This is a genomic window from Aeromonas sp. 602658 (genome assembly GCF_049173005.1).
Lineage (GTDB): Bacteria > Pseudomonadota > Gammaproteobacteria > Enterobacterales > Aeromonadaceae > Aeromonas > Aeromonas veronii_A.
Genome location: NZ_JAAKRF010000024.1, coordinates 20,912 through 43,263 on the forward strand (window position 1 = coordinate 20,912; position 22,352 = coordinate 43,263).

Sequence of the window (22,352 nt, forward strand, 5' to 3'; positions counted from 1 at the left end):
AAGCCCCGCTAGGGGCTTTTTTACACGCGAAGCTCAGGATCACTGCGCCAGGGCAGCAAGAATGCTCTCGGGCTCTCCATGCTGGGCCAGCACCTCCCGCAGCCGGTTGAATGCCTTGCAGGCCTCTTGCGGATACTTGCCGTAAGAGACGACGCCGGTGTGGCTCCAGCCAGCCGCCAGCATCACTTTCTTCTTGAAACTGGTTCCTTCAGTTCCTCCTCCTCCGAGCTGCATCAGAAACTGCTCCATCTGCAGGTGGGGGGGCGGTACACGGGAGAAGGTGGTGAAATCTTCCGCTTTGACTTCATCGAAATGCATGACAGCTCCTGTGAAATTGGAATGGGCCTGATCTTCAGGTTAGTTGCAAAACAGGCAAAGCAGCTGAAAGTTTGGCGAGGGTGATTCAGATATGCAGACTGAGGGACTGGGTAGAAGCCGGGCTGACAGCCTGTTGATAGTGGCCCGCGATGACGCTGTTGCGCTTGTCCATATAGGCACTCAGCACACTGCCCGATTTCGCGCTCTGCTCGGCCATCAGCTCTTTGCGCGCCTTGGCTTCACTCGCGGCGGCGCTGCGTGCAACGGCCAAATCCTGCGCGGAAGGCTCGGCAGGCGCCAGCGCTGCAGAGCGGATCTGCTGCATCTTGGCGATGGTAGCCGCAGGGTCACCGGGTACGACACTGGTATCGATCTGGACTTCGCCACCCGTAGCATAACGCTTGCCATCCGGCCCTTGCGTAAACTGATAGGTGGGCGAGCTGGCGTACTCTCCACCCGCAGACTGGTGAGCCTGCTCGTGAGTACGCACCTCCTTGTCACGCTCGACAAGATCCTGAACCTGCTGCTCTTGCCGCTGTTGCTGCTGTTGCTGCTCCTGCTGTTTGGGATCTTGCTGCTTGCGCTGCCCATCCTCACCGGTGGCCTCGACAAAGCGATTGTCTGGCAGTGTCGTCGGTGCTAATTGTCCGGTTTCACGGCTGTTCTGGGAGCTCTGATTGCTGGAGGCCTGACCAGCTTTGGATTTCTCTTTCTGGGAGCCGACTTCAGATTCGGCAACGGAGGCTTGGCCCGCTCGGGCCTGCGGGATCAGTTCTGCCCGGCGATTATCCGTCCTCGCTGCTTCCACCTGGGGTTGCAGCTGTGTCGGGATAAGGGGAGGCAGACTGACATTGATGTTCATCTCACACCCGGATGTCGATCAGGGTTCCCATCATCTCGCTGGCAGTCTGCACTACCTTGGCGGAAGCGCCAGCCTGTTGCTCGGCCACCTTGAGATTGACAAGCTCATCGGTCACTTGCACCTGATCCCCGCTGGGGGTGTTGAGGCGGGCGATCTGATTGGATGCCTTGTCGGCAATCTGCTCGGCTCGCTGAAATCCCTGAACCCCGCTGTTGAAAGCAGAATCAATACGCATGGTGTTACTCCTCTGGTCACAGCTTAATTATCCGCCAGACCAGAGGATTAATGAAGCTTACAGGCTGTTTTTTAGCCAACAAAATCTCGAACGATTTCAATGAATTCGTCAGGGTGGGAGATAAAAGGTGCGTGTGAGGCCTTATTGAGAGTCACGCTGCAGCTGGCAGGGTAGAGATCATCCAGCAGGGGAATGGCCGCCTTGGGCACCAATGAATCCAGTCGGCCATAGATCCGCAACCAGGGCAGATCGAGCTCCTGCAGCGGTTCGCGCAGATCAATCTCGGCCAACAGCGTCAGTCCAGCCTCGAGTGCGGCAAACTCGGGCACCGGCCGCTCGGCCAGCCATTGGCGCAACTGACGGATATCGTCTCTGGCATGTTCGCTGCCCATGGCCTGGATCGCCAGAAAGCGCTCTATGGTCTGGCGAAAATCCCCCGCCAGCATCTGGTTGAAGCCGGTCAGTACCTTGGGGGCAATTCCGGGCCACTCGTCCCGCGCCATAAAGCAGGGAGAGCTGGCTACCGTGATCAGGGAGTGCAACCGATCGGGATGAGTCAGCGCCAACTGGCTTGCCACCAGACCGCCGAGCGACCAGCCAAGCAGATGGCACTTCTGCGGCAAGATGGCGGCCACCTGCTCGGCAAGCCAGGGCAGGCTGTAATCCACCTCGTCTGCCAGCGGGCTGTTGCCAAAGCCGGGCAAATCCACCAGATGAACCCGATAGTGGGACGCCAACTGTTGGGCAACACCATGCCAGACCGCACCGTTCATCCCCCACCCGTGCAACAGCACCAGATCGGGCCCCTGGCCAAACTGCTCTACCGATATGCTCATCTAGACTCAAGATCCCTGTTCATGCTCTTGGGGTCAGCATGTTAAAGCGACTGCTCGCTAAAGCAAGCCCGCTGCTCGGCAGCCACGGTGACTGGCAAGGGAGTTGCCTGCTCTGCCATCAGCCTTGCGACAACGAGCCCCTGCTCTGCAGCTGGTGTCGGCAGGCGCTGCACCAGCCACAGCCGAGATGCCGCCTCTGCGCAGCACCGCTGGCTGACTATATAGAAGAGAGCATACCGGTCTGCGGTCGCTGCCAGCGCAGACCTCCCCCCTGGAAGCGGTTGCAGGTGATTGGCGACTACCAGGCTCCCTACCCCATGCTGATCCCCCGGCTCAAATATTCCGGCCAGATCCTGCTGGCGCCGCTACTGGCACGCCTCTTGGCCGATCATCTGGATAGCCGCGAGCCGCCGGAGGCGATCATTCCGGTTCCCCTGCACTGGTGGCGGCAGTGGCGGCGTGGGTTCAACCAGGCGGAGGAGATCGCACAAGCCCTTGGCGAGTTCACCGGTATTCCCTGCGACAACACCCTGTTGCAGCGCATCAAGGCAACACCGCAGCAAACAACCCTGAGCGCCGGGCAGCGGCGGCGCAATCTGCGCGGGGCATTCCGGATCCGCCCTCACCACTATCGCCATGTCGCCCTGCTCGATGACGTCGTGACCACAGGCGCCACCGCTGGGCAGCTCAGCCGTTTGCTCCATGAGAGCGGCATCACAAAGGTAGAAGTGTGGGCAATCTGTCGTACCCTGCGGCACAGCAAGTAGCCATCGGCATGCTACCCAAGCATTAATAACCGCGTTATCATGAATACCCTAGTCGTACACTCAGGTTTATGAGGATAGTGATGATCAGCATTTCCGACGCCGCCCAGGCCCATTTCCGTAAACTGCTGGAAAAACAGCCTGATGGCACCAATATCCGGGTGTTTGTGGTCAATCCGGGAACCCAGAATGCCGAGTGTGGCGTATCGTATTGCCCGCCCGATGCCGTGGACCCGGAAGATCAACACCTGCCCTTCAGCGGCTTCGACTGCATGGTCGATCCCCTGAGCGCCCCCTTCCTGGTGGATGCCACCATCGACTTCGTCACCGATCAGATGGGCTCCCAGCTCACCCTGAAAGCACCGAACGCCAAGATGCGTAAAGTGGCCGACGACGCGCCGCTAATCGAGCGCATCGAGTACGTGTTGATGTCCGAAGTGAACCCCATGCTGGCCGGTCACGGTGGCAAGGTCACCCTGGTAGAGCTGACTGAAGATAAACTGGCCATCCTGCAGTTTGGCGGTGGTTGCAACGGTTGCTCCATGGTCGATTACACCCTGAAAGAGGGGATCGAGAAGCAGCTGCTGGAGAAGTTCCCGGGTGAGCTCAACGGTGTGAAAGACGCCACCGAGCACCAGCGCGGCGACCACTCTTACTACTGATTTGCAGCCCTTGCAGCAAAGAAAAGGCCCCGCCAGATGGCGGGGCCTTTTGCATGGGCAATCGGCAGATTACTCGTCCTTCTTGTCTCGCGACAGCAGGGCGATGGCCGCCTCTTTCGGGTTCTTACCCTCGTAGAGCACCTTGAAGATCTGCTCGCAGATGGGCATCTCGACGCCGCAGCGGGCCGCCAGCAGATGCACCTCTTTGGTGTTGCGATACCCCTCCACCACCTGACCGATCTCGGTCATGGCGGTGTTCACATCCTTGCCAGCCCCGAGGGCCAGCCCGAAGCGACGGTTGCGCGACTGGTTGTCGGTACAGGTGAGCACCAGATCCCCGAGCCCCGCCATCCCCATAAAGGTTTTGGCATCGGCACCCAGCGCCGCACCCAGACGCTGCATCTCCACCAGACCCCGGGTGATGAGCGCAGTTCTGGCATTGGCGCCAAACCCTAGCCCGTCGGAGAGACCGGCACCGATGGCGATGACGTTCTTCACCGCCCCACCCAGCTGCAGACCGACGAAGTCCGGATTGGTATAGACCCGGAACGAGCGGCCACAGTGCAGCAGGTGGGAGAGATCGTCGGCGAACTCGTCGTGGGTCGAGGCGACCGAGATGGCGGTCGGCAGACCGGCAGCCAGCTCCTTGGCGAAGGTGGGACCGGAGATCACCGCCAGCGGTATCTCGTCACCCAGCACTTCACGGGCCACATCCTGCAGCAGACGGCCACTGTCCGGCTCCAGACCCTTGGTGGCCCAAGCGATACGGGTATCGGGGCGCAGGAAGGGTTTGATCCGGGTCAGCACATCGCCAAATACATGGCTCGGCACGACCAGCAGCAGCACGGGGGCAGCTTGTACCGCACGTTGCAGATCCGCAGTCAGCAGCAGATCGGCGGGAAAAGGGACATCAGGCAAAAATGCCTTGTTGCAGCGGTCTTGTTCCAGCTCGGCGACATGAGCGGGGTCGTGACCCCACAGCAGGGTCGGATGACCATTGCGCGCCAGAGAAATGGCAAGGGCGGAGCCATAAGACCCCGCCCCCAAGACCGAGATAGCGATCTGGTCAGCCATTATCAGGCTTCCGCAGTCGCCTGCTGGGCCTGTGCTTGCGCCATGTGCTGGGCAAACAGGGCATCGAAGTTGACCGGTGCCAGGTTCAGCTGCGGGAAGGAACCCTTGCTCACCATGTTGGCCACGGCTTCGCGGGCATACGGGAACAGGATGTTCGGGCAGAAGGCAGCCAGGCAGTGAGCCAGTTGCGGCTCCGGCAGGTTACCGATGGTGAAGATACCGGCTTGCTGTACTTCGCACAGGAAGGCAGTTTCGGTTTCCAGTTTGCAAGTCACGGTCAGGGTCAGGACAACCTCGTAGACGTTCTCAGCCAGGATGTTGGTCTTGGTATCCATATCCAGCTTGACGTCCGGCTGCCACTCTTTCTGGAAGATGTGCGGGGTGTTCGGCGCTTCGAAAGAGACATCCTTGGTGTAAACACGCTGGATGTGGAATTCCGGTTGTACTTCCTGGTTGTTGATCTCGTCAGCCATTTCGTTTGATTCCTTGTTATATGGATAAGTGGGCTCAGGCCCTGCTTAAATCAGCGTTTCTTGGTTACCGGCAGATTTTCTGCACGCCATTGGGCCATGCCACCGCCGAGCACGTAAACCTGCTTGAAGCCAGCTTTGCTCAGCTGACGGCCCGCGCCGCCCGCAGTCATTCCCGACTCGCACACCACTATGATGGGGGCATCTTTATGCTTTTCAACCGGGCCCAGATTATTGCTCTGGATCTGGGTCAGCGGCAGGTGCTGGGCACCGGCCAGATGGCCCTTGGCGTACTCTTCCTGACTGCGAATATCCACCACGGTGGCATTCTCGCGGTTGATCAGCAGGGTCGCGGTGTGATTGTTGACGGTTTTTACCGGGGACAAACGGGCACGCACAGTGGTGTAAACCAGAGTGCCAGCCAGACCCAACCAGGCTGCGGTCAGCAGCGGGTTACGGGCCGCAAAATCCAAATACTCTTGCATCTTCTACTATCCAGGGACCAAGACAAGGGCCCGAGTATACATGGGGGTATTGATAAGATCAGCCATCTTGGCGGCAAAGCGCGAGCAGGCTCCCATCATCATTGGGCAGCGAGCATGGCAGGAAGGGCATGGCTTGTGGGGCCGCGGGAGCGCCCCTTGGCTATCAGGTGACTATTTCGGCAGATGTAGTAATATTACGCTAGTTTCATTTCCCGCATTTTTTCCAATCCGAGAGGACATAGTCTTATGTCAACAGCTAAGAAACCTTTGGTTCTGGTCATCATGGACGGTTGGGGCTACAGCACCAAGCAAGAGCACAACGCCGTCGCTGCCGCCAAGACTCCCAACCTCGATCGCCTGGCCCGTGACTACACCAGCACCCTGATCTCCGGCTCCGGTCTGGACGTCGGTCTGCCGGATGGCCAGATGGGCAACTCCGAAGTGGGCCACGTCAACATCGGTGCCGGTCGCATCGTCTATCAGGAGCTGACCCGCATCTCCAAAGACATCCAGGACGGCGAATTCTTCCAGAACGTCGAGCTGGCCAAGGCTGTTGACGCTGCCGTGACCAACGGCAAAGCCGTTCACATCATGGGCCTGATGTCCCCGGGTGGCGTACACAGCCACGAAGAGCACATCATGGGCATGATCGAAATGGCTGCCAAGCGTGGCGCCGAGAAGATCTATCTGCACGCCTTCCTGGATGGCCGCGACGTTCCGCCGCGCTCCGCCCAGTCCTCCATCGAGCTGTTCGATGCCCTGTTCGCCAAGCTGGGCAAGGGTCGTTTCGCTTCCATGATCGGCCGTTACTTCGCCATGGACCGTGACAACCGCTGGGATCGCGTGCAGCAAGCCTATGACCTGATGACCCAGGGCAAGGGCGAGTTCACCGCCGAGAGCGCCACCGAAGCGCTAGCTGCCGCCTATGCCCGCGACGAGAACGACGAGTTCGTCAAAGCAACCCGCATCGGTGAAGCTGCCCCGATGGAAGATGGCGATGCGCTGATTTTCATGAACTTCCGTGCCGACCGTGCCCGTGAAATCACCCGCGCCTTCGTTGACACCGACTTCACCGGCTTCGCTCGTGCAGTCGAGCCGAAGCTGAACTTCGTGATGCTGACCGAATACGCGGCCGACATCAAAACCGCCTGTGCCTACCCGCCGACCGCTCTGGTCAACACCCTGGGCGAGTGGCTGGCCAAGCAGGGCAAGACCCAGCTGCGCATCTCCGAAACCGAGAAGTATGCTCACGTCACCTTCTTCTTCAACGGTGGCGAAGAGTCCTGCTTCACCGGCGAAGATCGCGAGATCGTTGCCAGTCCGAAAGTTGCAACTTATGACCTGCAGCCGGAGATGAGCTCCGAAGAGCTGACCGACAAGCTGGTTGCGGCCATCAAGAGCGGCAAGTACGACGTCATCATCTGTAACTACCCGAATGGCGACATGGTTGGTCACACCGGTGTATTCGATGCCGCCGTCAAAGCGTGTGAAGCCGTTGACCACTGCATCGGTCGTGTCACCGACGCCCTGGCCGAAGTGGGTGGCGAGTGCCTGATCACTGCCGACCACGGCAACGCCGAGAAGATGCTGGACGAAGAGACTGGTCAGGCCCACACCGCCCACACCAATCTGCCGGTTCCGCTCATCTATTTCGGTCGCAAAGCCGAGGTAGTTGAAGGTGGCAAACTGTCCGATCTGGCCCCCACCATGCTGACTCTGATGGGTCTGCCTGTGCCGCCGGAAATGACTGGCAAGCCCCTGATGATTCTGAAATAATCCTTCCCCATGCGGGGATGCGAAGTTATTTCACAGAAAACCAGTCGCGTCGGCCTGTTGGCCGGCGCGCTGTTTTTTTGCCTGTCGATTGGCGCCAGCAAACCGGCTTTGGCCGCCAATCAGCAGCTGGGCACCATGCAGTCCCAGATCAAAGAGCAACAGAAGACCATCAAGCTCAGCAAGCAGGAGCTTGCCAAGCTCAATACCCAGCTCAAGGCTGACGAGCAGGCCATCTCGGCCGCCGCCGCCAAACTCAACCAGACCAGACAGCAGTTGAAGCAGAACCAGCAGAAGCTGGCGACCCTGCAAAAAGACAAGCTGGCGCTGGAAGTTCAAGCCAAACATCAAAAGCAGTTGCTGGCCAAACAGGCGGAGAGCGCCTTTCAGGCGGGCAACCACGACTACCTGAAACTGCTGCTCAATCAGCAGGATCCGGCCAAACTGAGCCGCTCCCTCGACTACTACGACTACCTCAACAAGGCCCGCATCGAGGCCATCGACGCCCTGCGAGCCACCCGTGACAAGCTGGCGAAAAACCAGCAGGCCACCAAAGAGACCGAAAGCAAGCTGCAAGCCCTGCTTGCCGAACAGCAGGAGCATCACCAGGCTCTGCTGGCAAGCCAGCAGAGCCGGGCCAAGGTGCGCAACCAGTTGCAGCAGTCGGTACAGGATGACGAGCAGAAGCTCTCCAAGCTGGTCAAGGCGGAGAAGGCGCTGAAAGCGCGGCTGGAGGAGCTGCGCCGCCAGCGGGAAGAGCAGGAACGGCGCGAACGGGCCGAACGGGAGCGGCTGGCCAAGCTGAAAGCGGAACAGGAGCGTCAGCGCAAGCTGGCCGAGCAGCGCCGCGCCGAGCAACAACGACTTGCCGCCCAGCAGAACAAAACCGTCAAACCGGCAGAACCGGTCGAAGAGATGTCCAGTACCAAACCGGAGCGAGGCTCTGGGATTGGGACCGCAGGTTACTACAGCGGGCTCAAGACCAATGGCAGCCTGCGCTGGCCGGTACAGGGGCCGATCCTCATCGCCTACGGCTCGCCGCGCACCGCCCAGCTCAAGTGGAAAGGCACCCTGATCGGCGCCAGCGAAGGAACCCAGGTAAAGGCGGTCGCACCGGGACAAGTGGTTTACGCCGACTGGCTCGACGGCTTCGGTATGCTGCTGGTAATCGATCACGGTAAGGGCTATATGAGCCTCTACGGTCACAATCAGTCGCTGCTGCGTCAGGTTGGCCAGAATGTGGAACAGGGTGAACCGGTGGCGCTGGTCGGTGACAGTGGCGGTCAGGACAGACCGGGCCTCTACTTCGAAATTCGCTATCAGGGCGAGGCGATCAACCCGACCAAATGGCTGGCCAAGGGTTGAGTCAACCCGGCCGACAAACGCATCACACGCTCACAACAACAGCCTGCCTCACGCAGGCTTTTGTCGTTTCAGGAGTACAGCAACCCGCTGTCACCCGCATTTGATGAAAAATTACCTAATTTTTCGCTCGGCTCAGGGAAAAACAACCAGACCGATCTGCTCAAGCAAGGTCTGCTGCTGATCCTCGTTGATCTGCACCCCTTGCAGATCGACCCGGCGCAGATCCAGCCCCGGCAGATCGCACTGGCGCAGATCGCAGCCCTGCAATTTGAAGCTGGTCCAGTCGATCTGGCCAAACTCGGAGCCGCTGAGATCGGAACCCGCCAGCGAGGCACCAAACAGGTTGGCTCCCTGCCAGCGGTTGCCGGTCAGCTCGCACTTCTCCAGCAGACAACCCTCGAAGCTGGCATAGCTGAAGTTGTTGCCGGTCAGATGGGCCTCGCAGAAGTAGCTTTTGGCGGTGATCTGGTTGGCGAAGCTGGCATGGCCGAAGTTGATACCGACCGCCTGACAGTCGCGCATCTCCAGCCCCAGACACTGGCTGCGGCTGCCATCGGCCATGGTGAGATCGCAGCGCAGGAAGCTGGCCTCGCGCAGATCGCAACCCTGCAACAGGCAGCCCCGTTCACTCTCCCGATCGTAGAAGCTGCAGTCGATGAAGCGGCTATCGCTCAAATCCAGCCAGGAGAAGTTGCAGCCGATAAAGCGGCACTCCGAGAACTGCTCCCCCTCCACATCCTGTTGCTCGAACCGGACATCCACGAACTGCTTGCCTCTGATCATCGGAAAACTCCTGCAAAAACGGCTTCATATGCTGACTTTATCCGCCAAAAACGGTAATGTTACAAGTAACATCCACGCTGGACACCCCTATGAGCCCCACCCGCAAGCGCCGCCCCACCCTGCAAGATATCGCCGACCAGACCGGCGTGACCAAGATGACTGTCAGCCGCTATCTGCGCGACCCGCAGACCGTAGCGGAGGGGACCCGCGAGCGGATCGCGGCTGTGGTGGAAGAGCTGGGCTATATCCCCAACCGGGCGCCGGACATTCTCTCCAACGCGACCAGCAAGGCGATCGGCATCCTGATCCCCTCCCTCTCCAACCAGGTCTTCTCGGCGGTGATCCATGGCATCGAGTCGGTGACCCGACCGGCCGGTTACCAGACCCTGCTGGCCCACTACGGCTACAGTCCGGAGCGGGAGGAGGAGCAAGTCGCGTCCCTGCTCTCCTATCACGTGGATGGGCTGATCCTCTCCGACAGCCAGCACACCGAACGCACCCGCAAGATGATCGCCACCGCCGGCATTCCGGTGGTGGAGACCATGGACCTGCCGCAAACCCCCATCGACATGGTGGTCGGCATGGATCATAGAGCCGCAGCCCGGGCCATGGTAACAGAGATGCTGCGCCGGGGCCGACGCAAGGTGGTCTATCTGGGGGCGCGGCTCGACGTGCGCACCCAGCTGCGGATGGAGGGTTACTATCAGGCGATGACCGACTTCGGCCTCACCGGCCAGCATCTGCTGACCGAACAATCCTCCAGCTTCACTCTGGGGGGCGAGCTGCTGGATCAGGCGCTGGTACGCTATCCCGACCTCGACGGCCTGTTCTGCACCAACGATGACCTGGCGGTGGGCGCCCTGCTGCAGTGTCAAGCCAAGTGGATCCCGGTGCCCCAGCAGATCGCCATCGCCGGTTGCAACGCCCTCGACATCGGCCACGCCATGACCCCCAAACTGGCCAGTATCGTCACCCCGCGGGAAGCGATCGGTCGGGAGGCGGCCACCATGCTGCTGGCGCGTCTCAACGGCCAATCCCAACCCGATACCCGCAAAGATATCGGCTTCTCCCTCTATGTCGGGGAGAGTCTGGGGTAATCCCTTCCCTCACCCACTTAAGTCACGCTGATAGCAAACAGGCCACCCGAGGGTGGCCTGTTTGGTTTTCTGCACAACTGAGGCTTAGCGTTTTACCAACTCAACCGCTTCGCGGGAGAGGCGGGTCACCTCTTCCCAGTTGCCGCTCTTGACCGCATCGGCCGGCAGCATCCAGGAACCGCCGACGGTGGCGACGCACTTGAGTGCCAGATAGTCGGCCACGTTTTTCGGGCCGATACCGCCGGTCGGGCAGAACTTCACCTGGGGCAGCGGCGCGGCAATCGCGGAGAGCGCCTTGGTGCCGCCGTTCGCTTCGGCCGGGAAGAACTTCAGGTGGTCGTAGCCCGCTTCCAGCGCCTGCATCACTTCAGACGGAGTTGCCACACCCGGGATCAGCGGCGCGGTGCTCTTGGCCGCGTGAGCCAGCAGGGCCGGCGTCATCCCCGGGGAGATGACGAAGCGGGCACCGGCGGCAACGGCTGCGTCAAACTGCTCGCAGTTGAGCACGGTACCAGCACCGACCATGGCATCCGGCATCGCCTTGGCAATGAGGGCGATGGCATCAAGCGCCACCGGGGTGCGCAGGGTGATTTCGAAGACAGAGATGCCGCCGTCGAGCAGCGCCTTGGCCATCGGCAGGGCCTGATCCAGCTCGTTGATAACCATCACGGGTACCAGCGGGGAGGCGGCAAACACCTCGGCCGGGGTCACTTTCCAGTTCTGCATAGCTCTTCCTTAGTCAAAGATGGTGGCGCCACACTCGGCGCTCGATACCGCGCGACGCATCACGCTGAACAGTTCACGGCCCCACCCCTCTTGTTCCAGAGTGAGGTCAATCTCGGCCTGGGTACGGCCACTCAAATCGGTCAGGCAGTCGAGGCTGCCGTTTACCGCATCAACCCGCAGCAGATCGCCGTCGGCCAGCAGGCCAATGGCCCCGCCGTGCAGCGCTTCCGGGGTGACGTGGATGGCGGCCGGGATCTTGCCGGAGGCACCGGAGAGGCGGCCATCGGTGACCAGCGCCACCTTGTAACCCGCCTTCTGCAGGTTGCCGAGCACCGGCATCAGCTTGTGCAGCTCCGGCATGCCGTTGGCGGCCGGGCCATTGTGGCGCACCACGATCACGGCGTCCTGATTGAGATCGCCCGCCTTGTAGGCCGCTTCCACCGCATGTTGGGAGGAGAAGACCCGCGCCGGGGCTTCAATCACCCGATACTCGGGAGCCACGGCGGAGACCTTGACCACGGCGCGGCCCAGATTGCCCGCCAGCAGCTTGGTACCGCCGGTGACCTGGAATACGCTGCCGGAAGGTGAAAGCACGCTCGCATCGCCGCTCTCGCCCACCGGCTGCCATACCAGCTGGCCATCGACCAGTGCCGGACGACTGAGGTAATCCTGCATCTCGCCAAAGACCGGAGTGGCATCCATATGGATCAGCCCCTCTTCGGCCAGACGGCGCATCAGGCCGGGCACGCCGCCTGCCTGTTCGAAGGCATTGACGTCGGCCGGGCCGTTCGGGTACATGCGAACCAGCAGCGGCACCACGTCGGAGAGATCGCTGATGTCATCCCAGGTCAGTACCAGACCGGCGGCGCGGGCCAGCGCCACCATGTGGATGCTGTGGTTGGTGCTGCCGCCGGAGGCGAGCAGGGCCACCAGACCGTTGACCAGCGAGCGCTCATCCAGCACCTCGCTCAGGGGGCGATAGGCCGGAGATCCCGGGATCATGGCGCTGATACGGCGAGCCGCCTCGGCGGTCAGGGCTCGGCGCAGCTCGCTATGGGGATGCACAAAGGCGGAGCCCGGCAGCATCAGGCCCATGGCCTCGAACACCAGCTGGTTGGTGTTGGCGGTGCCGTAGAAGGTGCAGGTGCCTGCCGCGTGGTAGGCGCCGCACTCCATCTCCAGCAGAGCATCACGACCCACTTCACCGGCGGCGTACTTCTGACGCACCTTCACCTTCTCGTCGTTGCTGATGCCGCTCGCCATCGGGCCAGCAGGAACAAATGCAGTCGGCAGGTGAGCGTGGGAGAGGGCCCCCATGATCTGGCCCGGAGCTATCTTGTCGCAGATACCGAGCAGCAGGGTGGCATCAAAGGTGTTGTGAGAGAGCGACAGCGCGGTCGCCTGGGCGATCAGGTCGCGGGAGAAGAGGGACATGTCCATCCCCGGCTGCCCCTGAGTCACGCCGTCGCACATGGCGGGCACACCGCCAGCGACCTGGGCGCTGTGGCCCAGCTCGGCCAGTACCGCCTTGATCTGATCCGGATAGCCCTGATAGGGCTGATGGGCGCTCAGCATGTCGTTGTAGGCGGTGACGATGCCGACGTTGGCGCGGGTCATATCGAGAATGCGACCCTTCTCGTCACTGCTGCAGGCGGCCACGGCGTGGGCCAGGTTGCCGCAGGCCAGCGCGGCGCGGGTCTTGCCCTGATCTGCCTGGCGCTGGATGCGGGCCAGAAATGCCTGACGACGGGCGACACTGCGCTCGCGGATGCGGGCGGTGACGTCGGAAATTACCTGATGAATCATTGGGCTTGCTCCAATGCTGTGACGGCGCGGTCAACCACCTGTTCGAAGGTGCCGTCTATATCAATGTGGAATACACCGGCTTCGCCATCCGGGCGCTCCAGGGTATCGAACTGACTTTGTACCATGCTTTCACGCATGAAGTGGCCCTTGCGGGCACGCATCCGCTCGAGGATCAGCGGCTGGCTGCCATCGAGGAAGATGAAGCTGACCGACTCGTTGCCTTCGCGGATCTGGTCGCGGTACTTCTTTTTGAGGGCGGAACAGACAATGATGCCGGTCTCGTTCTTCTGCTCGAGACTGTAGGCGGCGTCGCGGATCCGCTCCAGCCAGGGGGCACGATCCTCATCGTTGAGGGGGTTGCCGCCAGCCATCTTCTGGATGTTGGCCTTGGGGTGCAGGTCATCACCATCGATGAACTTGGCGCCCAGCGCTTCGGCTACTTTCAGACCCACGCTGGATTTGCCGCTACCACACACACCCATCACGATAATGCACTTACCCGCCATAATTTGACCTCTGTCCCACTTTTCAAAAAACCAGCTGTTGATGGGTTCTAATCTAACACGTTACCGGTAACATGTTACCGGTAACGATTGAAAATGTGAAGTCTGCCACAGACTGAGCAAACCCATAGTCACCTGGGCATATGATGTTGAGCCCTTGCCATAAATCTAAATAAATCATAAAGATATGGTTTGCCGACGGATCGGCAAGGTGTCACGACTGAACTTGGAAAAAGGAACGCATAACAATGTCTGACCTCTCCCTGATCATGACAGCCGCCGGCTCGATTGTGCTGCTGCTCTTCCTGGTGATGAAGGCCCGGCTCCACGCCGTGGTAGCCCTGATCCTGGTCTCCATGGTGGCGGGTCTCGCCGCTGGCATGAACCCGGCCGATATCGCCAACACCATCCAGAAAGGGATGGGTGGCACCCTCGGTTTCGTCGCGGTGGTGGTGGCGCTGGGCGCCATGTTCGGCAAGGTGATGGAAGTGACCGGTGCCCTCGACCGGGTGGCTCACACCCTGCTCGGCAAGTTCGGCGTCAAGCGCGCCAACTGGGCCATGGCCCTGACCGGCTTTGTCTGCGCCCTGCCGCTCTTCTTTGACGTGGCCGTGGTGCTGCTGATCGGCGTCGCCTTCGCCATCGTCCGTCGTGGCGGCGGCAGCGTGGTTAAGATTGGTATCGCCCTGCTGGCCGGTATCGCCACTTGCCAGGCCTTCCTTATTCCGGCGCCGGGCCCGATCCTGGTGGCATCCCAGCTGGGTGCCGACTTCGGCTACATGATCCTGTTCGGCCTGATCGCCGCCGTGCCGGCGCTGATCCTGGCAGGCCCGCTGTTCGGTGACTTCATCAGCAAGATCGTCGATGTGCCGCTACCCGCCGATGCCCAGAACAGTGTCCACGATGACAGCAAATCCCTGCCCTCCTTCGGGCTTGCCATGGGCCTCATCGGTCTGCCGCTGCTGCTGATCGGCCTCAAGACCATCGTCGGTCGCTTCGTCGAGGCAGGCTCCACCCTGCACAACTGGCTGGAGTTCATCGGTCACCCCTTCACCGCCATCATGGTCGCCTGTCTGGCCGCTTTCTACCTGCTGGGTATTCGCCGCGGCATGTCCCGTGACGAGGTGATGAGCGTCTGCAACAGCGCCATCCAGCCCGCCGGTGTCATCATCCTGGTGACCGGTGCCGGTGGCGTCTTCAAGCAGGTGCTGGTTGATTCCGGTGTGGGCGCCGCGCTGGGCAACATGCTGGCCGACTCCGGTCTGCCTATCGTCGCACTGGCCTTCATTCTGGCCGCTGCGGTACGGGTGATTCAGGGCTCTGCCACCGTCGCCATGCTGACCGCCTGCGGTCTGGTGCTGCCGATGCTGGAGCCGCTCGGCCTGAACGGCGCCCAGCTGGCGGCCGTCACCATCGCCATTGGCGGCGGTGCCATCGTGCTCTCCCACGTCAACGACTCCGGTTTCTGGCTGGCGAACCGCTACCTCGGCCTGACCGAGAAGCAGACCCTGCAGACCTGGACCGTGATGGAAACCATCATCGGCACCACCGGCGGCGTGATGGCGATGATCATCTACAGCTTCCTCTGACAAGGGGGAAATGCTGACAAAAAGGCCTCACTCGTGAGGCCTTTTTCATCTTTCTGATGATTCTTTCTTTGGCTGAGAGGGCGAGATTGCTAGAATCGCCTATTCATCGCTCCGAGTGGAACGCTTAACCCCGTGATTTCAGGTTTATCTATGCATTCATCGGCCCATTATCGACAACTGCTGGCGCGCCTGCCCCAGATCGCCGTCGCAGCGGATCAGTTTGAAGTGCTCTATAGCGCCCAGGATTTCAAACGCCGCATTCTTGCGCTTATCGCCAGTGCCACCCGGCGCATCTATCTGGTCGCGCTCTATCTGCAAGATGACGAAGCAGGCCGGGAGATCCTCTCCGCCCTCTACGCCGCCAAGCAGCGCAATCCGGCCCTCGACATCAAGCTGTTCGTCGACTTCCACCGTGCCCAGCGCGGCCTGATCGGCAAAGGCAAGCAGGGCGGCAACCACCTGATGTATCAGGCCATGGCTGCCGAACACGAGCACCAGATCGAAATCTACGGCGTGCCGGTCAAAGGGCGCGAACTGCTCGGCGTGCTCCACCTCAAGGGCTTCATCTTTGATGATGTGGTGCTCTACTCCGGTGCCAGCCTCAACGACATCTACCTGCATCAGCAGGATCGCTACCGCTTCGATCGCTATCACCAGATCACCAGCCCGGAGCTGGCCCGCAGCATGGTCAACTATGTGGATGACCTGTTCGTGAAGAGCGACGCGGTGCAGCGACTGGATCACAGCGATATCCCCAGCGCCAAACAGCTGAAAGGGCCGATCCGCCGCTTCAAGCAGAGCCTGCGCCAGAGCCAGTACCGTTTCAGCACCATGCCGGTCAACACCCAGGAGGTGGCCATCACCCCCATGGTGGGTCTGGGCAAGCGCAACAATCAGCTCAACCTGATGATCCGCAATCTGGTGCGCGCCACCGAGCGGGAGATCTTCATCTGCACCCCTTACTTCAACCCCCCCAAGGAGTTGAGCAAGGATATCGAGGATCTGCTGCAGCGCGGTTGCAAGGTGACCATCGTAGTGGGCGACAAGACCGCCAACGACTTCTTCATTCCGCCGGAAGAGAAGTTCTCCACCATCGGTGGCCTGCCCTATCTCTACGAGACCAACCTGCGCAAGTTTGCCGAGCGCAACCAGCGTCACATCGACGACGGTCGCCTCAACCTGATGCTCTGGTGTTGCGAGCGCAACTCCTACCATCTCAAGGGGATCTTCGTGGATGACGAGTGGGCCCTGCTCACCGGCAACAACCTCAACCCCCGCGCCTGGGCGCTGGATCTGGAGAACGGCCTGCTGGTACACGATCGTCGCCACCTGCTGCGTCCCCAGTTCAACGCGGAGCGGGAGAACATCCTGACCAACACCAAGCGGATCAGCCACTTCGATCAGGTGGAACAGATCCAGGACTACCCGGAACAGGTGCGCAAGCTGCTGGGACGGATCCACAGGGTCAAGGCCCACCTGCTGCTCAAGCGGATCATCTGACCTTGGGCGCCATGCGCCCGCACCTTGCCTGTTGGCAGCCGCACAAAGGCCTCCCGTTTTCGGCAGGCCTTTGTTCTATCCGCCGTTTCCCCCGCCTTGGCGGCCCAGCCAGCAGCAACTCGGCTTGCATCGGCCCCTCAACAACCCCTATCATCTGGACATATTTACAGTGTTTTCGGGCATCTAATTGATGAAATTGGATAAAATTCCTCTCGATAGCCTCAAGGGTGTCGGCAGCAAGATGCTGGAGAAGCTCGAGCGGCTGGGGCTGGCCACGGTACAGGATCTGCTGTTCCACCTTCCCCTGCGCTACGAGGACCGCACCCAGGTGTGGCCCATCGGCGATCTGCCGCCCGGCCTGCACGGCGCCGTCGAGGGCGAAATCCAGGACACTCAGCTGGTGATGGGGCGCCGCCGCATGATGGTCTGTCGCATCAGCGACGGTACCGGCACCCTCACCTTGCGCTTTTTCAACTTCACCGCCGCCCAGAAAAATAGTCTGGCGGCGGGCCGCCTGATCCGCTGCTTTGGCGAGGTGCGCCCCGGCAAATACGGGCTGGAGATGGCCCATCCCGAGTACAAGCTGCTCGGCGAGGAGCAGGCCGGTCAGACCGAAGAGGCGCTCACCCCCGTCTACCCGACTACCGAAGGACTGCGCCAGCTCACCCTGCGCAACCTCACCGATCAGGCGCTGGCCCAGCTCGACCTCTACGGCGTGGAGGAGCTGCTGCCCGCCGGACTCTATCCCCATCAGATTGAACTGGCCGCCGCCCTGAAGCTGCTGCATCGCCCGCCTCCCTCGGTGGCGCTGCCGCTGCTGGAAAGCGGCCAACATCCGGCCCAGCAGCGACTGGTACTGGAGGAGCTGCTGGCTCACAACCTCTCGGTCTTGAAGGTGCGTGCTCAGGCACAAACCCAGCTGGCCCGCGCCCTCAAACCGGCGCCCGCGCTGGTCGAACAGCTGCTCGGCGCCCTGCCGTTCAAGCCCACCGGTGCCCAGAGCCGGGTGGTGGCCGAGATAAGCAAGGATCTGCAACAGAGCCACCCCATGATGCGGCTGGTGCAGGGTGACGTGGGCTCCGGCAAGACCCTGGTCGCGGCGCTGGCTGCCCTGCAGGCTATCGGCAACGGCTGTCAGGTGGGCTTGATGGCGCCGACCGAGCTGCTGGCCGAACAACACGCCATCAACTTCGCCAAGTGGCTGGAGCCGCTCGGCATCGGAGTCGGCTGGCTGGCGGGCAAACAGAAAGGCAAGGCGCGGGAGGAGGCACTGGCCGCGATCAAAGATGGCAGCGTCAAGATGGTGGTGGGCACCCACGCCATCTTTCAGGAGCAGGTGGTGTTCCAGCGCCTCGCCTTGGTCATCATCGATGAACAGCACAGATTCGGGGTGCATCAGCGCCTCGCCCTGCGTGAGAAAGGGGAGCGTGAAGGGGTACATCCCCATCAGCTCATCATGACCGCCACCCCCATCCCCCGCACCCTGGCGATGACCGCCTATGCCGACCTCGACACCTCGGTCATCGACGAACTGCCACCGGGCCGAACCCCCATCACCACGGTGGCGCTGCCCGACAGCCGTCGCGGCGACGTGATCGAGCGGGTCAAACTCGCCTGCACCGAAGGCAAGCAGGCCTACTGGGTCTGCACCCTGATCGAGGAGTCGGAGGTGCTGGAGTGTCAGGCCGCCGAGGATACCGCTGCCGAGCTGCAGAACCTGTTGCCCGGTCTGCATATCGGGCTGGTACACGGCCGGATGCGGCCGGTGGAGAAACAGCGGGTGATGGAGGAGTTCAAGGCAGGCATACTGCAACTGCTGGTCGCCACCACCGTCATCGAGGTGGGGGTGGATGTGCCCAACGCCAGCCTGATGATCATCGAGAACCCGGAACGTCTCGGGCTGGCGCAGCTGCACCAGCTGCGCGGCCGGGTTGGCCGGGGTGCGGTGGCCTCTCACTGCGTGCTGCTCTATCATGCCCCCTTGTCCAAGACGGCCCAGAGCCGACTCGGGGTGCTGCGGGAGACCAACGATGGCTTTCTCATCGCCCAGCGCGATCTGGAACTGCGCGGCCCGGGGGAACTGCTCGGCACCCGCCAGACCGGTCTGGCCGATCTCAAGATCGCCGATCTGGTGCGGGATCAGCCGCTTATTCCACAGGTGCAAAAGATGGCGCGCTTCCTGATGGATAGGCACCCAAGCCATGTCGAACCCTTGATTCGCCGTTGGCTCGGCTTACGGGATCACTATTCCAATGCCTGATCGAGGTAGATGCAGAAGATGGGCACATGTCCTTATGGATAGGCATCCGAGTCATGTCGAACCCTTGATACGGCGCTGGCTCGGTCTGCGAGACCACTACTCAAACGCCTGACAACCAATCCCAAAACAGGAGGAAAGCACCCATGAATTCCTGGCTACGCGGCCTGCTCTACACCTTCGCCTTCCTGCTGCTATTTGTCTGGGTTGCCCTCGGCCTGTTCGACGCCGAGCGCGCCAAAGGCCCCATCGCCAGCTGGATCAGCCAGCAGACCGGTGTGCCGGTCACCATAGGGCGACTGGTGTTCAACCCGCTGCACCCCTACACCCTGCTGGCAGAGCAGGTGCGCTACGGCGATGCAGTCTCCCTCGACAAGATCTATCTGGAGATCGAGAGCATCGACTGGCTGAGCCGAGACGTGCGGATCGCCCATCTCGATCTCATTCGCCCCGCCATCAAGCTGCCGCTGCCCAACCAGCTACCTAGCCTGCCGGTGCACTCCCTCACCATCAGCGACAGCACCATAGACCGGCTCAGTCTGGAGAGCCCCGAGCTGACCCTGCGCGGTCTCAACGCCACCCTGAGCGACTGGGAGCTGATCGACCCGAAACGGCAACCACAGGCCAACCTGAGCCTCAATATCGGCCAGCTGGAGACCCCACAATTCACCTTCGCCCGTCTCAACCTGCAAGGACGGCTGGAGGGGGAAGTGCTGCGCACCGACAAGCTGGTGACCAACCTGTTTGACGGCCTGCTGGAGACCGGCATGGTGCTGGACTGGCCCGCCCGCACCCTGCAACTACATGACCTCAAGGCGCGCGGCATGCGGGTCGAGCTGGGGGATCTGACACAACAAGGCTTCCCGCAGCGCTTCCCGTTGCAAAGCGTGTCTCTGGATCGCGGTCAACTGGACGGCGTCAGCCTCAACGACATCAATCAGGAGCTCTCCTTCAACAACTTCAGCGGCCAGCTCACCGCCTTCAACTGGCAGGCGGGCAGCCAGCCCACCGGCTATCTGAGCGGCACCCTGGGGGACATGGGCCGTGGCCTGTTCCAGCTGGAGGAGATCAAGGGCAAGCTCGCCTTCTCGTCCCAACAGATCGACGGCGAACTGCAGGGCAAGGCCTATGAAGGGGAGTTCAATGTCGAGCTCTCCCTCGATACCCAGCAGCAGAAGCTGACCCTGAAAGACGTGGCGCTGAGCGGCATGGATATCAGCCTGCCGCAGGGATGGTGGCAGGATTGGCAGAGCTGGCGCCCGCAGCAGGTCGATATCCGCAAGCTGGCGTTCGACAAGCTCAAGGTGCTCTCCTTCGACGATACCCTGCCCCTGTCGCTGACCGGCTGGCAGCTCTATCTGAGCGATCTCGCCCTGCGCGATAACCAGCCCGGCCCGCTGCTCGGCCGAGCCCGTATCGAGAGCAAGTGGTTCGAGCTGGTGTGGGATGGCCTCAGCGCCCGCAACGGCGAGCTGGATGGGGAGCTGACCCCCAGCTCCTGGCAACTGGGCAAACTCACCAGCTCGCTGCCGGATGAGGGCAGCCTCAGCATGAGCGGCCAGTGGGGCCGCGAACCTGGCCAGAGCAGCCGCCTGCGACTGCAGGCGACCAAGCTGGATCTGCAGCAATGGGGCAAGATATTCCACTCCCCTGTCTCGTTCGCTGGCAAGGCGGACGTGAGCGCCGACCTGCAAGCCGAACACGGCAAAACGGCGGGCGAGTGGCGCCAGAGCCTGCAGGGCAGCTTTGCCCTCGACGCCAACGAACCCTTCTGGGACAAGGTGAAGATAGATCCGCTGCTGGATGAGTGGTTCAAAGGGGCGACCCCGCCCGTCCTGACGCCGGATCAGCTGTGGCAGGCGATGCAGGAGGGTGACACCCCCTTCTACCGCATCAAGCTGCAGGGCAAGATCGATAAGGGGCAACTACAAGTCGAGCAAGCTGGCGCCTCCACCATCACTCATCTGCTGGCGCTGCAAGGGGGGATCGATCTGGTCAACGAGCAGTGGCAGCTCGATCTGGGGATCCTCAATGGCAACCGCTGCGCCGAGCTGCTCGGCCAGTGGCGCGGGCCGCTGACGGAACCCACGCTGGCCTGGAGCTTCCCGCAGAAGCAGGACGCCTGCGGCTGGGAAGTGGGAGTACGCTATCCGCCGCAAGGCAACAGCGCCCCGCTCTGGCGACCGGCTCCCGCACCGAAAGCCCAAAACCAGGCCCAAGTGCAGACCCAAGCCGGGCAGACAAGCGACAGCCAGCGAGGGTAAAAACAGACAAGGCCTCATGATGAGGCCTTGTTGTTTGATGGGGAAACGATGCGGTTACTGGCCCGGACGGCGGGGCGGCTGCACCACGTAGTGACCGAGGAACTCCGCCGCCAGCTTGCTGCCGCTGAACAGCTGGATCTTGAGGCTGAAGGTGGCAGGCTCGCCCCGTTTGAGTGGCTGCAGCACGGCGGGCATCCCCTCGCGGGCCACTCGCGCCTCCGGCTCCTCATCGACCGGGCCATGATATTTGATGGTGCTCTCGGCAAGCACCGGCTCGCCCACCAGCCCCTCCTCTTTAAGCTGCAGCCAGATCAGCCCCCAGCCCGCCAGCACGCACTGGCTGTAGACACTGCCGGCGAACATGCTGCCATGCACGTTGAAATTGGCCGCCAGATTGGCCTTGAGATGGAAGGTCTGGCCATCGTAGTGGCTGATGTGCATCCCCATCTTCTCGCTGATGGGCACCCCGCGCGACCAGCGGGTGGTGAGATCCTGACACCACTCTGGCCGGTACTGGATAGTCTGCAACGGGCTCAGGGATTTGATCATCTGGCGATGGGGAATCCGACCAAAGGAGACGGGGCCGCCCCCCACTTCGAGAAAGCCGCACTTGCGATAGAACTCCACCGCTTCCTGACGGGCGTTCATCACCAACCGTTTCACCTTCTCGCTGCGGGCCAGTTGCTCGAGATCCTCCACCATTTTGGCGCCCAGCCCCTGCCCGCGATATTCGGGGCGCAGCGCCATAAAGCGGATCTGCGCCTCGTCACCGCCGATAAAGAGGCGGCCCACCGCGATGGGAGTGCCATCAGGTGCCAACATCAGCCGGTGAATGGCGACGGTGTCGTATTCGTCCCGCTCGGAACCGACGGGCAGATTGAAGGGCTTACGCAGAAGTTCCCAGCGCAACTGGTAGTAGGCATCCAGCTCGGCGACTGTCTGAGGGGTGACTACCCGGTACATAGTTTCATCCTTGAGTTACA

At 61.6% G+C, this 22,352-nt stretch carries 21 protein-coding genes; 9 read left to right on the top strand and 12 right to left on the bottom strand.

From position 1 onward, the window contains the following. Positions 1–39 precede the first annotated feature (39 nt). The 4 genes from G5253_RS15255 to bioH all read right to left on the bottom strand — a co-directional run bounded on the left by G5253_RS15255 (position 40) and on the right by bioH (position 2,251). Positions 40–318, bottom strand: coding sequence for a hypothetical protein (locus tag G5253_RS15255; protein ID WP_005340630.1), 279 nt, complete (start codon positions 316–318; stop codon positions 40–42). A gap of 85 nt (positions 319–403) precedes the next feature. Continuing rightward, complete coding sequence (locus G5253_RS15260; protein WP_266134976.1) at positions 404–1,180, bottom strand: putative metalloprotease CJM1_0395 family protein; 777 nt, start codon at positions 1,178–1,180, stop codon at positions 404–406. A 1-nt stretch (position 1,181) separates the two neighbouring features. Beyond that, the gene (locus tag G5253_RS15265; protein WP_005342675.1) at positions 1,182–1,415 is read right to left on the bottom strand and encodes a flagellar basal body rod C-terminal domain-containing protein; all 234 of its coding nucleotides are present in this window, start codon (positions 1,413–1,415) and stop codon (positions 1,182–1,184) included. Between the two features lie 71 nt (positions 1,416–1,486). After that, positions 1,487–2,251 carry a pimeloyl-ACP methyl ester esterase BioH gene (bioH, locus tag G5253_RS15270; RefSeq protein ID WP_075116222.1) on the bottom strand — a complete coding sequence of 255 codons (765 nt, stop codon included), beginning with the start codon at positions 2,249–2,251 and terminating at the stop codon, positions 1,487–1,489. 38 nt (positions 2,252–2,289) lie between these two features. Between bioH and G5253_RS15275 the strand changes: the two genes are divergently transcribed. After that, positions 2,290–3,018: a ComF family protein gene (locus G5253_RS15275; RefSeq protein WP_266134975.1), complete on the top strand. Its 729-nt coding sequence runs from the start codon at positions 2,290–2,292 to the stop codon at positions 3,016–3,018. An 80-nt stretch (positions 3,019–3,098) separates the two neighbouring features. Continuing rightward, entirely contained in the window at positions 3,099–3,677 is a 579-nt protein-coding gene (gene nfuA / locus G5253_RS15280; protein WP_005340636.1) for a Fe-S biogenesis protein NfuA, read from the top strand. Between the two features lie 69 nt (positions 3,678–3,746). Here the strand turns inward: nfuA and gpsA are convergent, their stop codons facing one another. From gpsA to G5253_RS15295, 3 genes are read right to left on the bottom strand one after another with little or no spacing between them, the layout of a single operon-like run. Beyond that, positions 3,747–4,751 (bottom strand): NAD(P)H-dependent glycerol-3-phosphate dehydrogenase, encoded by a 1,005-nt coding sequence (gene gpsA, locus G5253_RS15285; RefSeq protein ID WP_266134974.1) that lies wholly within the window; start codon positions 4,749–4,751, stop codon positions 3,747–3,749. Between the two features lie 2 nt (positions 4,752–4,753). Beyond that, entirely contained in the window at positions 4,754–5,224 is a 471-nt protein-coding gene (secB, locus tag G5253_RS15290; RefSeq protein WP_005340639.1) for a protein-export chaperone SecB, read from the bottom strand. A gap of 50 nt (positions 5,225–5,274) precedes the next feature. Then, positions 5,275–5,706, bottom strand: a complete 432-nt coding sequence (locus G5253_RS15295) for a rhodanese-like domain-containing protein (protein ID WP_005340640.1) — start codon at positions 5,704–5,706, stop codon at positions 5,275–5,277. Between the two features lie 246 nt (positions 5,707–5,952). Between G5253_RS15295 and gpmM the strand changes: the two genes are divergently transcribed. Further along, positions 5,953–7,482 (top strand): 2,3-bisphosphoglycerate-independent phosphoglycerate mutase, encoded by a 1,530-nt coding sequence (gene gpmM, locus G5253_RS15300; RefSeq protein ID WP_005356867.1) that lies wholly within the window; start codon positions 5,953–5,955, stop codon positions 7,480–7,482. Between the two features lie 9 nt (positions 7,483–7,491). Then, a complete protein-coding gene (gene envC, locus G5253_RS15305; protein ID WP_421203667.1) occupies positions 7,492–8,844 on the top strand; it encodes a murein hydrolase activator EnvC in 1,353 nt (450 codons plus the stop codon). A 132-nt stretch (positions 8,845–8,976) separates the two neighbouring features. Here the strand turns inward: envC and G5253_RS15310 are convergent, their stop codons facing one another. After that, positions 8,977–9,627: a Qnr family pentapeptide repeat protein gene (locus G5253_RS15310; RefSeq protein WP_421203669.1), complete on the bottom strand. Its 651-nt coding sequence runs from the start codon at positions 9,625–9,627 to the stop codon at positions 8,977–8,979. An 89-nt stretch (positions 9,628–9,716) separates the two neighbouring features. On the opposite strand from G5253_RS15310, the gene G5253_RS15315 reads away from it, so the two are divergent. Then, positions 9,717–10,724: a substrate-binding domain-containing protein gene (locus G5253_RS15315; RefSeq protein WP_421203671.1), complete on the top strand. Its 1,008-nt coding sequence runs from the start codon at positions 9,717–9,719 to the stop codon at positions 10,722–10,724. Positions 10,725–10,808: 84 nt separating this feature from the next. On the opposite strand, the gene G5253_RS15320 is transcribed toward G5253_RS15315, so the two are convergent. Genes G5253_RS15320 through G5253_RS15330 form a run of 3 tightly spaced genes read right to left on the bottom strand, consistent with a single transcriptional unit; the run spans position 10,809 to position 13,762 of the window. Then, a complete protein-coding gene (locus tag G5253_RS15320) occupies positions 10,809–11,450 on the bottom strand; it encodes a bifunctional 4-hydroxy-2-oxoglutarate aldolase/2-dehydro-3-deoxy-phosphogluconate aldolase (protein WP_005342660.1) in 642 nt (213 codons plus the stop codon). A gap of 9 nt (positions 11,451–11,459) precedes the next feature. Continuing rightward, positions 11,460–13,256 carry a phosphogluconate dehydratase gene (gene edd / locus G5253_RS15325; RefSeq protein WP_266134971.1) on the bottom strand — a complete coding sequence of 599 codons (1,797 nt, stop codon included), beginning with the start codon at positions 13,254–13,256 and terminating at the stop codon, positions 11,460–11,462. Further along, a complete protein-coding gene (locus tag G5253_RS15330; protein ID WP_005340649.1) occupies positions 13,253–13,762 on the bottom strand; it encodes a gluconokinase in 510 nt (169 codons plus the stop codon). Before G5253_RS15330 ends, edd begins: the two co-directional genes overlap by 4 nt. A 245-nt stretch (positions 13,763–14,007) precedes the next feature. On the opposite strand from G5253_RS15330, the gene gntU reads away from it, so the two are divergent. The 4 genes from gntU to G5253_RS15350 all read left to right on the top strand — a co-directional run bounded on the left by gntU (position 14,008) and on the right by G5253_RS15350 (position 21,369). Further along, entirely contained in the window at positions 14,008–15,348 is a 1,341-nt protein-coding gene (gntU, locus tag G5253_RS15335) for a gluconate transporter (RefSeq protein ID WP_005355418.1), read from the top strand. A 150-nt stretch (positions 15,349–15,498) separates the two neighbouring features. Further along, entirely contained in the window at positions 15,499–16,848 is a 1,350-nt protein-coding gene (pssA, locus tag G5253_RS15340) for a CDP-diacylglycerol--serine O-phosphatidyltransferase (RefSeq protein ID WP_193860903.1), read from the top strand. 190 nt (positions 16,849–17,038) lie between these two features. Beyond that, positions 17,039–19,108, top strand: coding sequence for an ATP-dependent DNA helicase RecG (gene recG, locus G5253_RS15345; RefSeq protein WP_193758393.1), 2,070 nt, complete (start codon positions 17,039–17,041; stop codon positions 19,106–19,108). Between the two features lie 143 nt (positions 19,109–19,251). Beyond that, positions 19,252–21,369 carry an AsmA family protein gene (locus G5253_RS15350; RefSeq protein WP_421203674.1) on the top strand — a complete coding sequence of 706 codons (2,118 nt, stop codon included), beginning with the start codon at positions 19,252–19,254 and terminating at the stop codon, positions 21,367–21,369. A gap of 54 nt (positions 21,370–21,423) precedes the next feature. Here G5253_RS15350 and G5253_RS15355 read toward each other — a convergent pair whose 3' ends face one another. Beyond that, positions 21,424–22,332: a bifunctional GNAT family N-acetyltransferase/hotdog fold thioesterase gene (locus G5253_RS15355; protein ID WP_227341588.1), complete on the bottom strand. Its 909-nt coding sequence runs from the start codon at positions 22,330–22,332 to the stop codon at positions 21,424–21,426. Positions 22,333–22,352 lie beyond the last annotated feature (20 nt).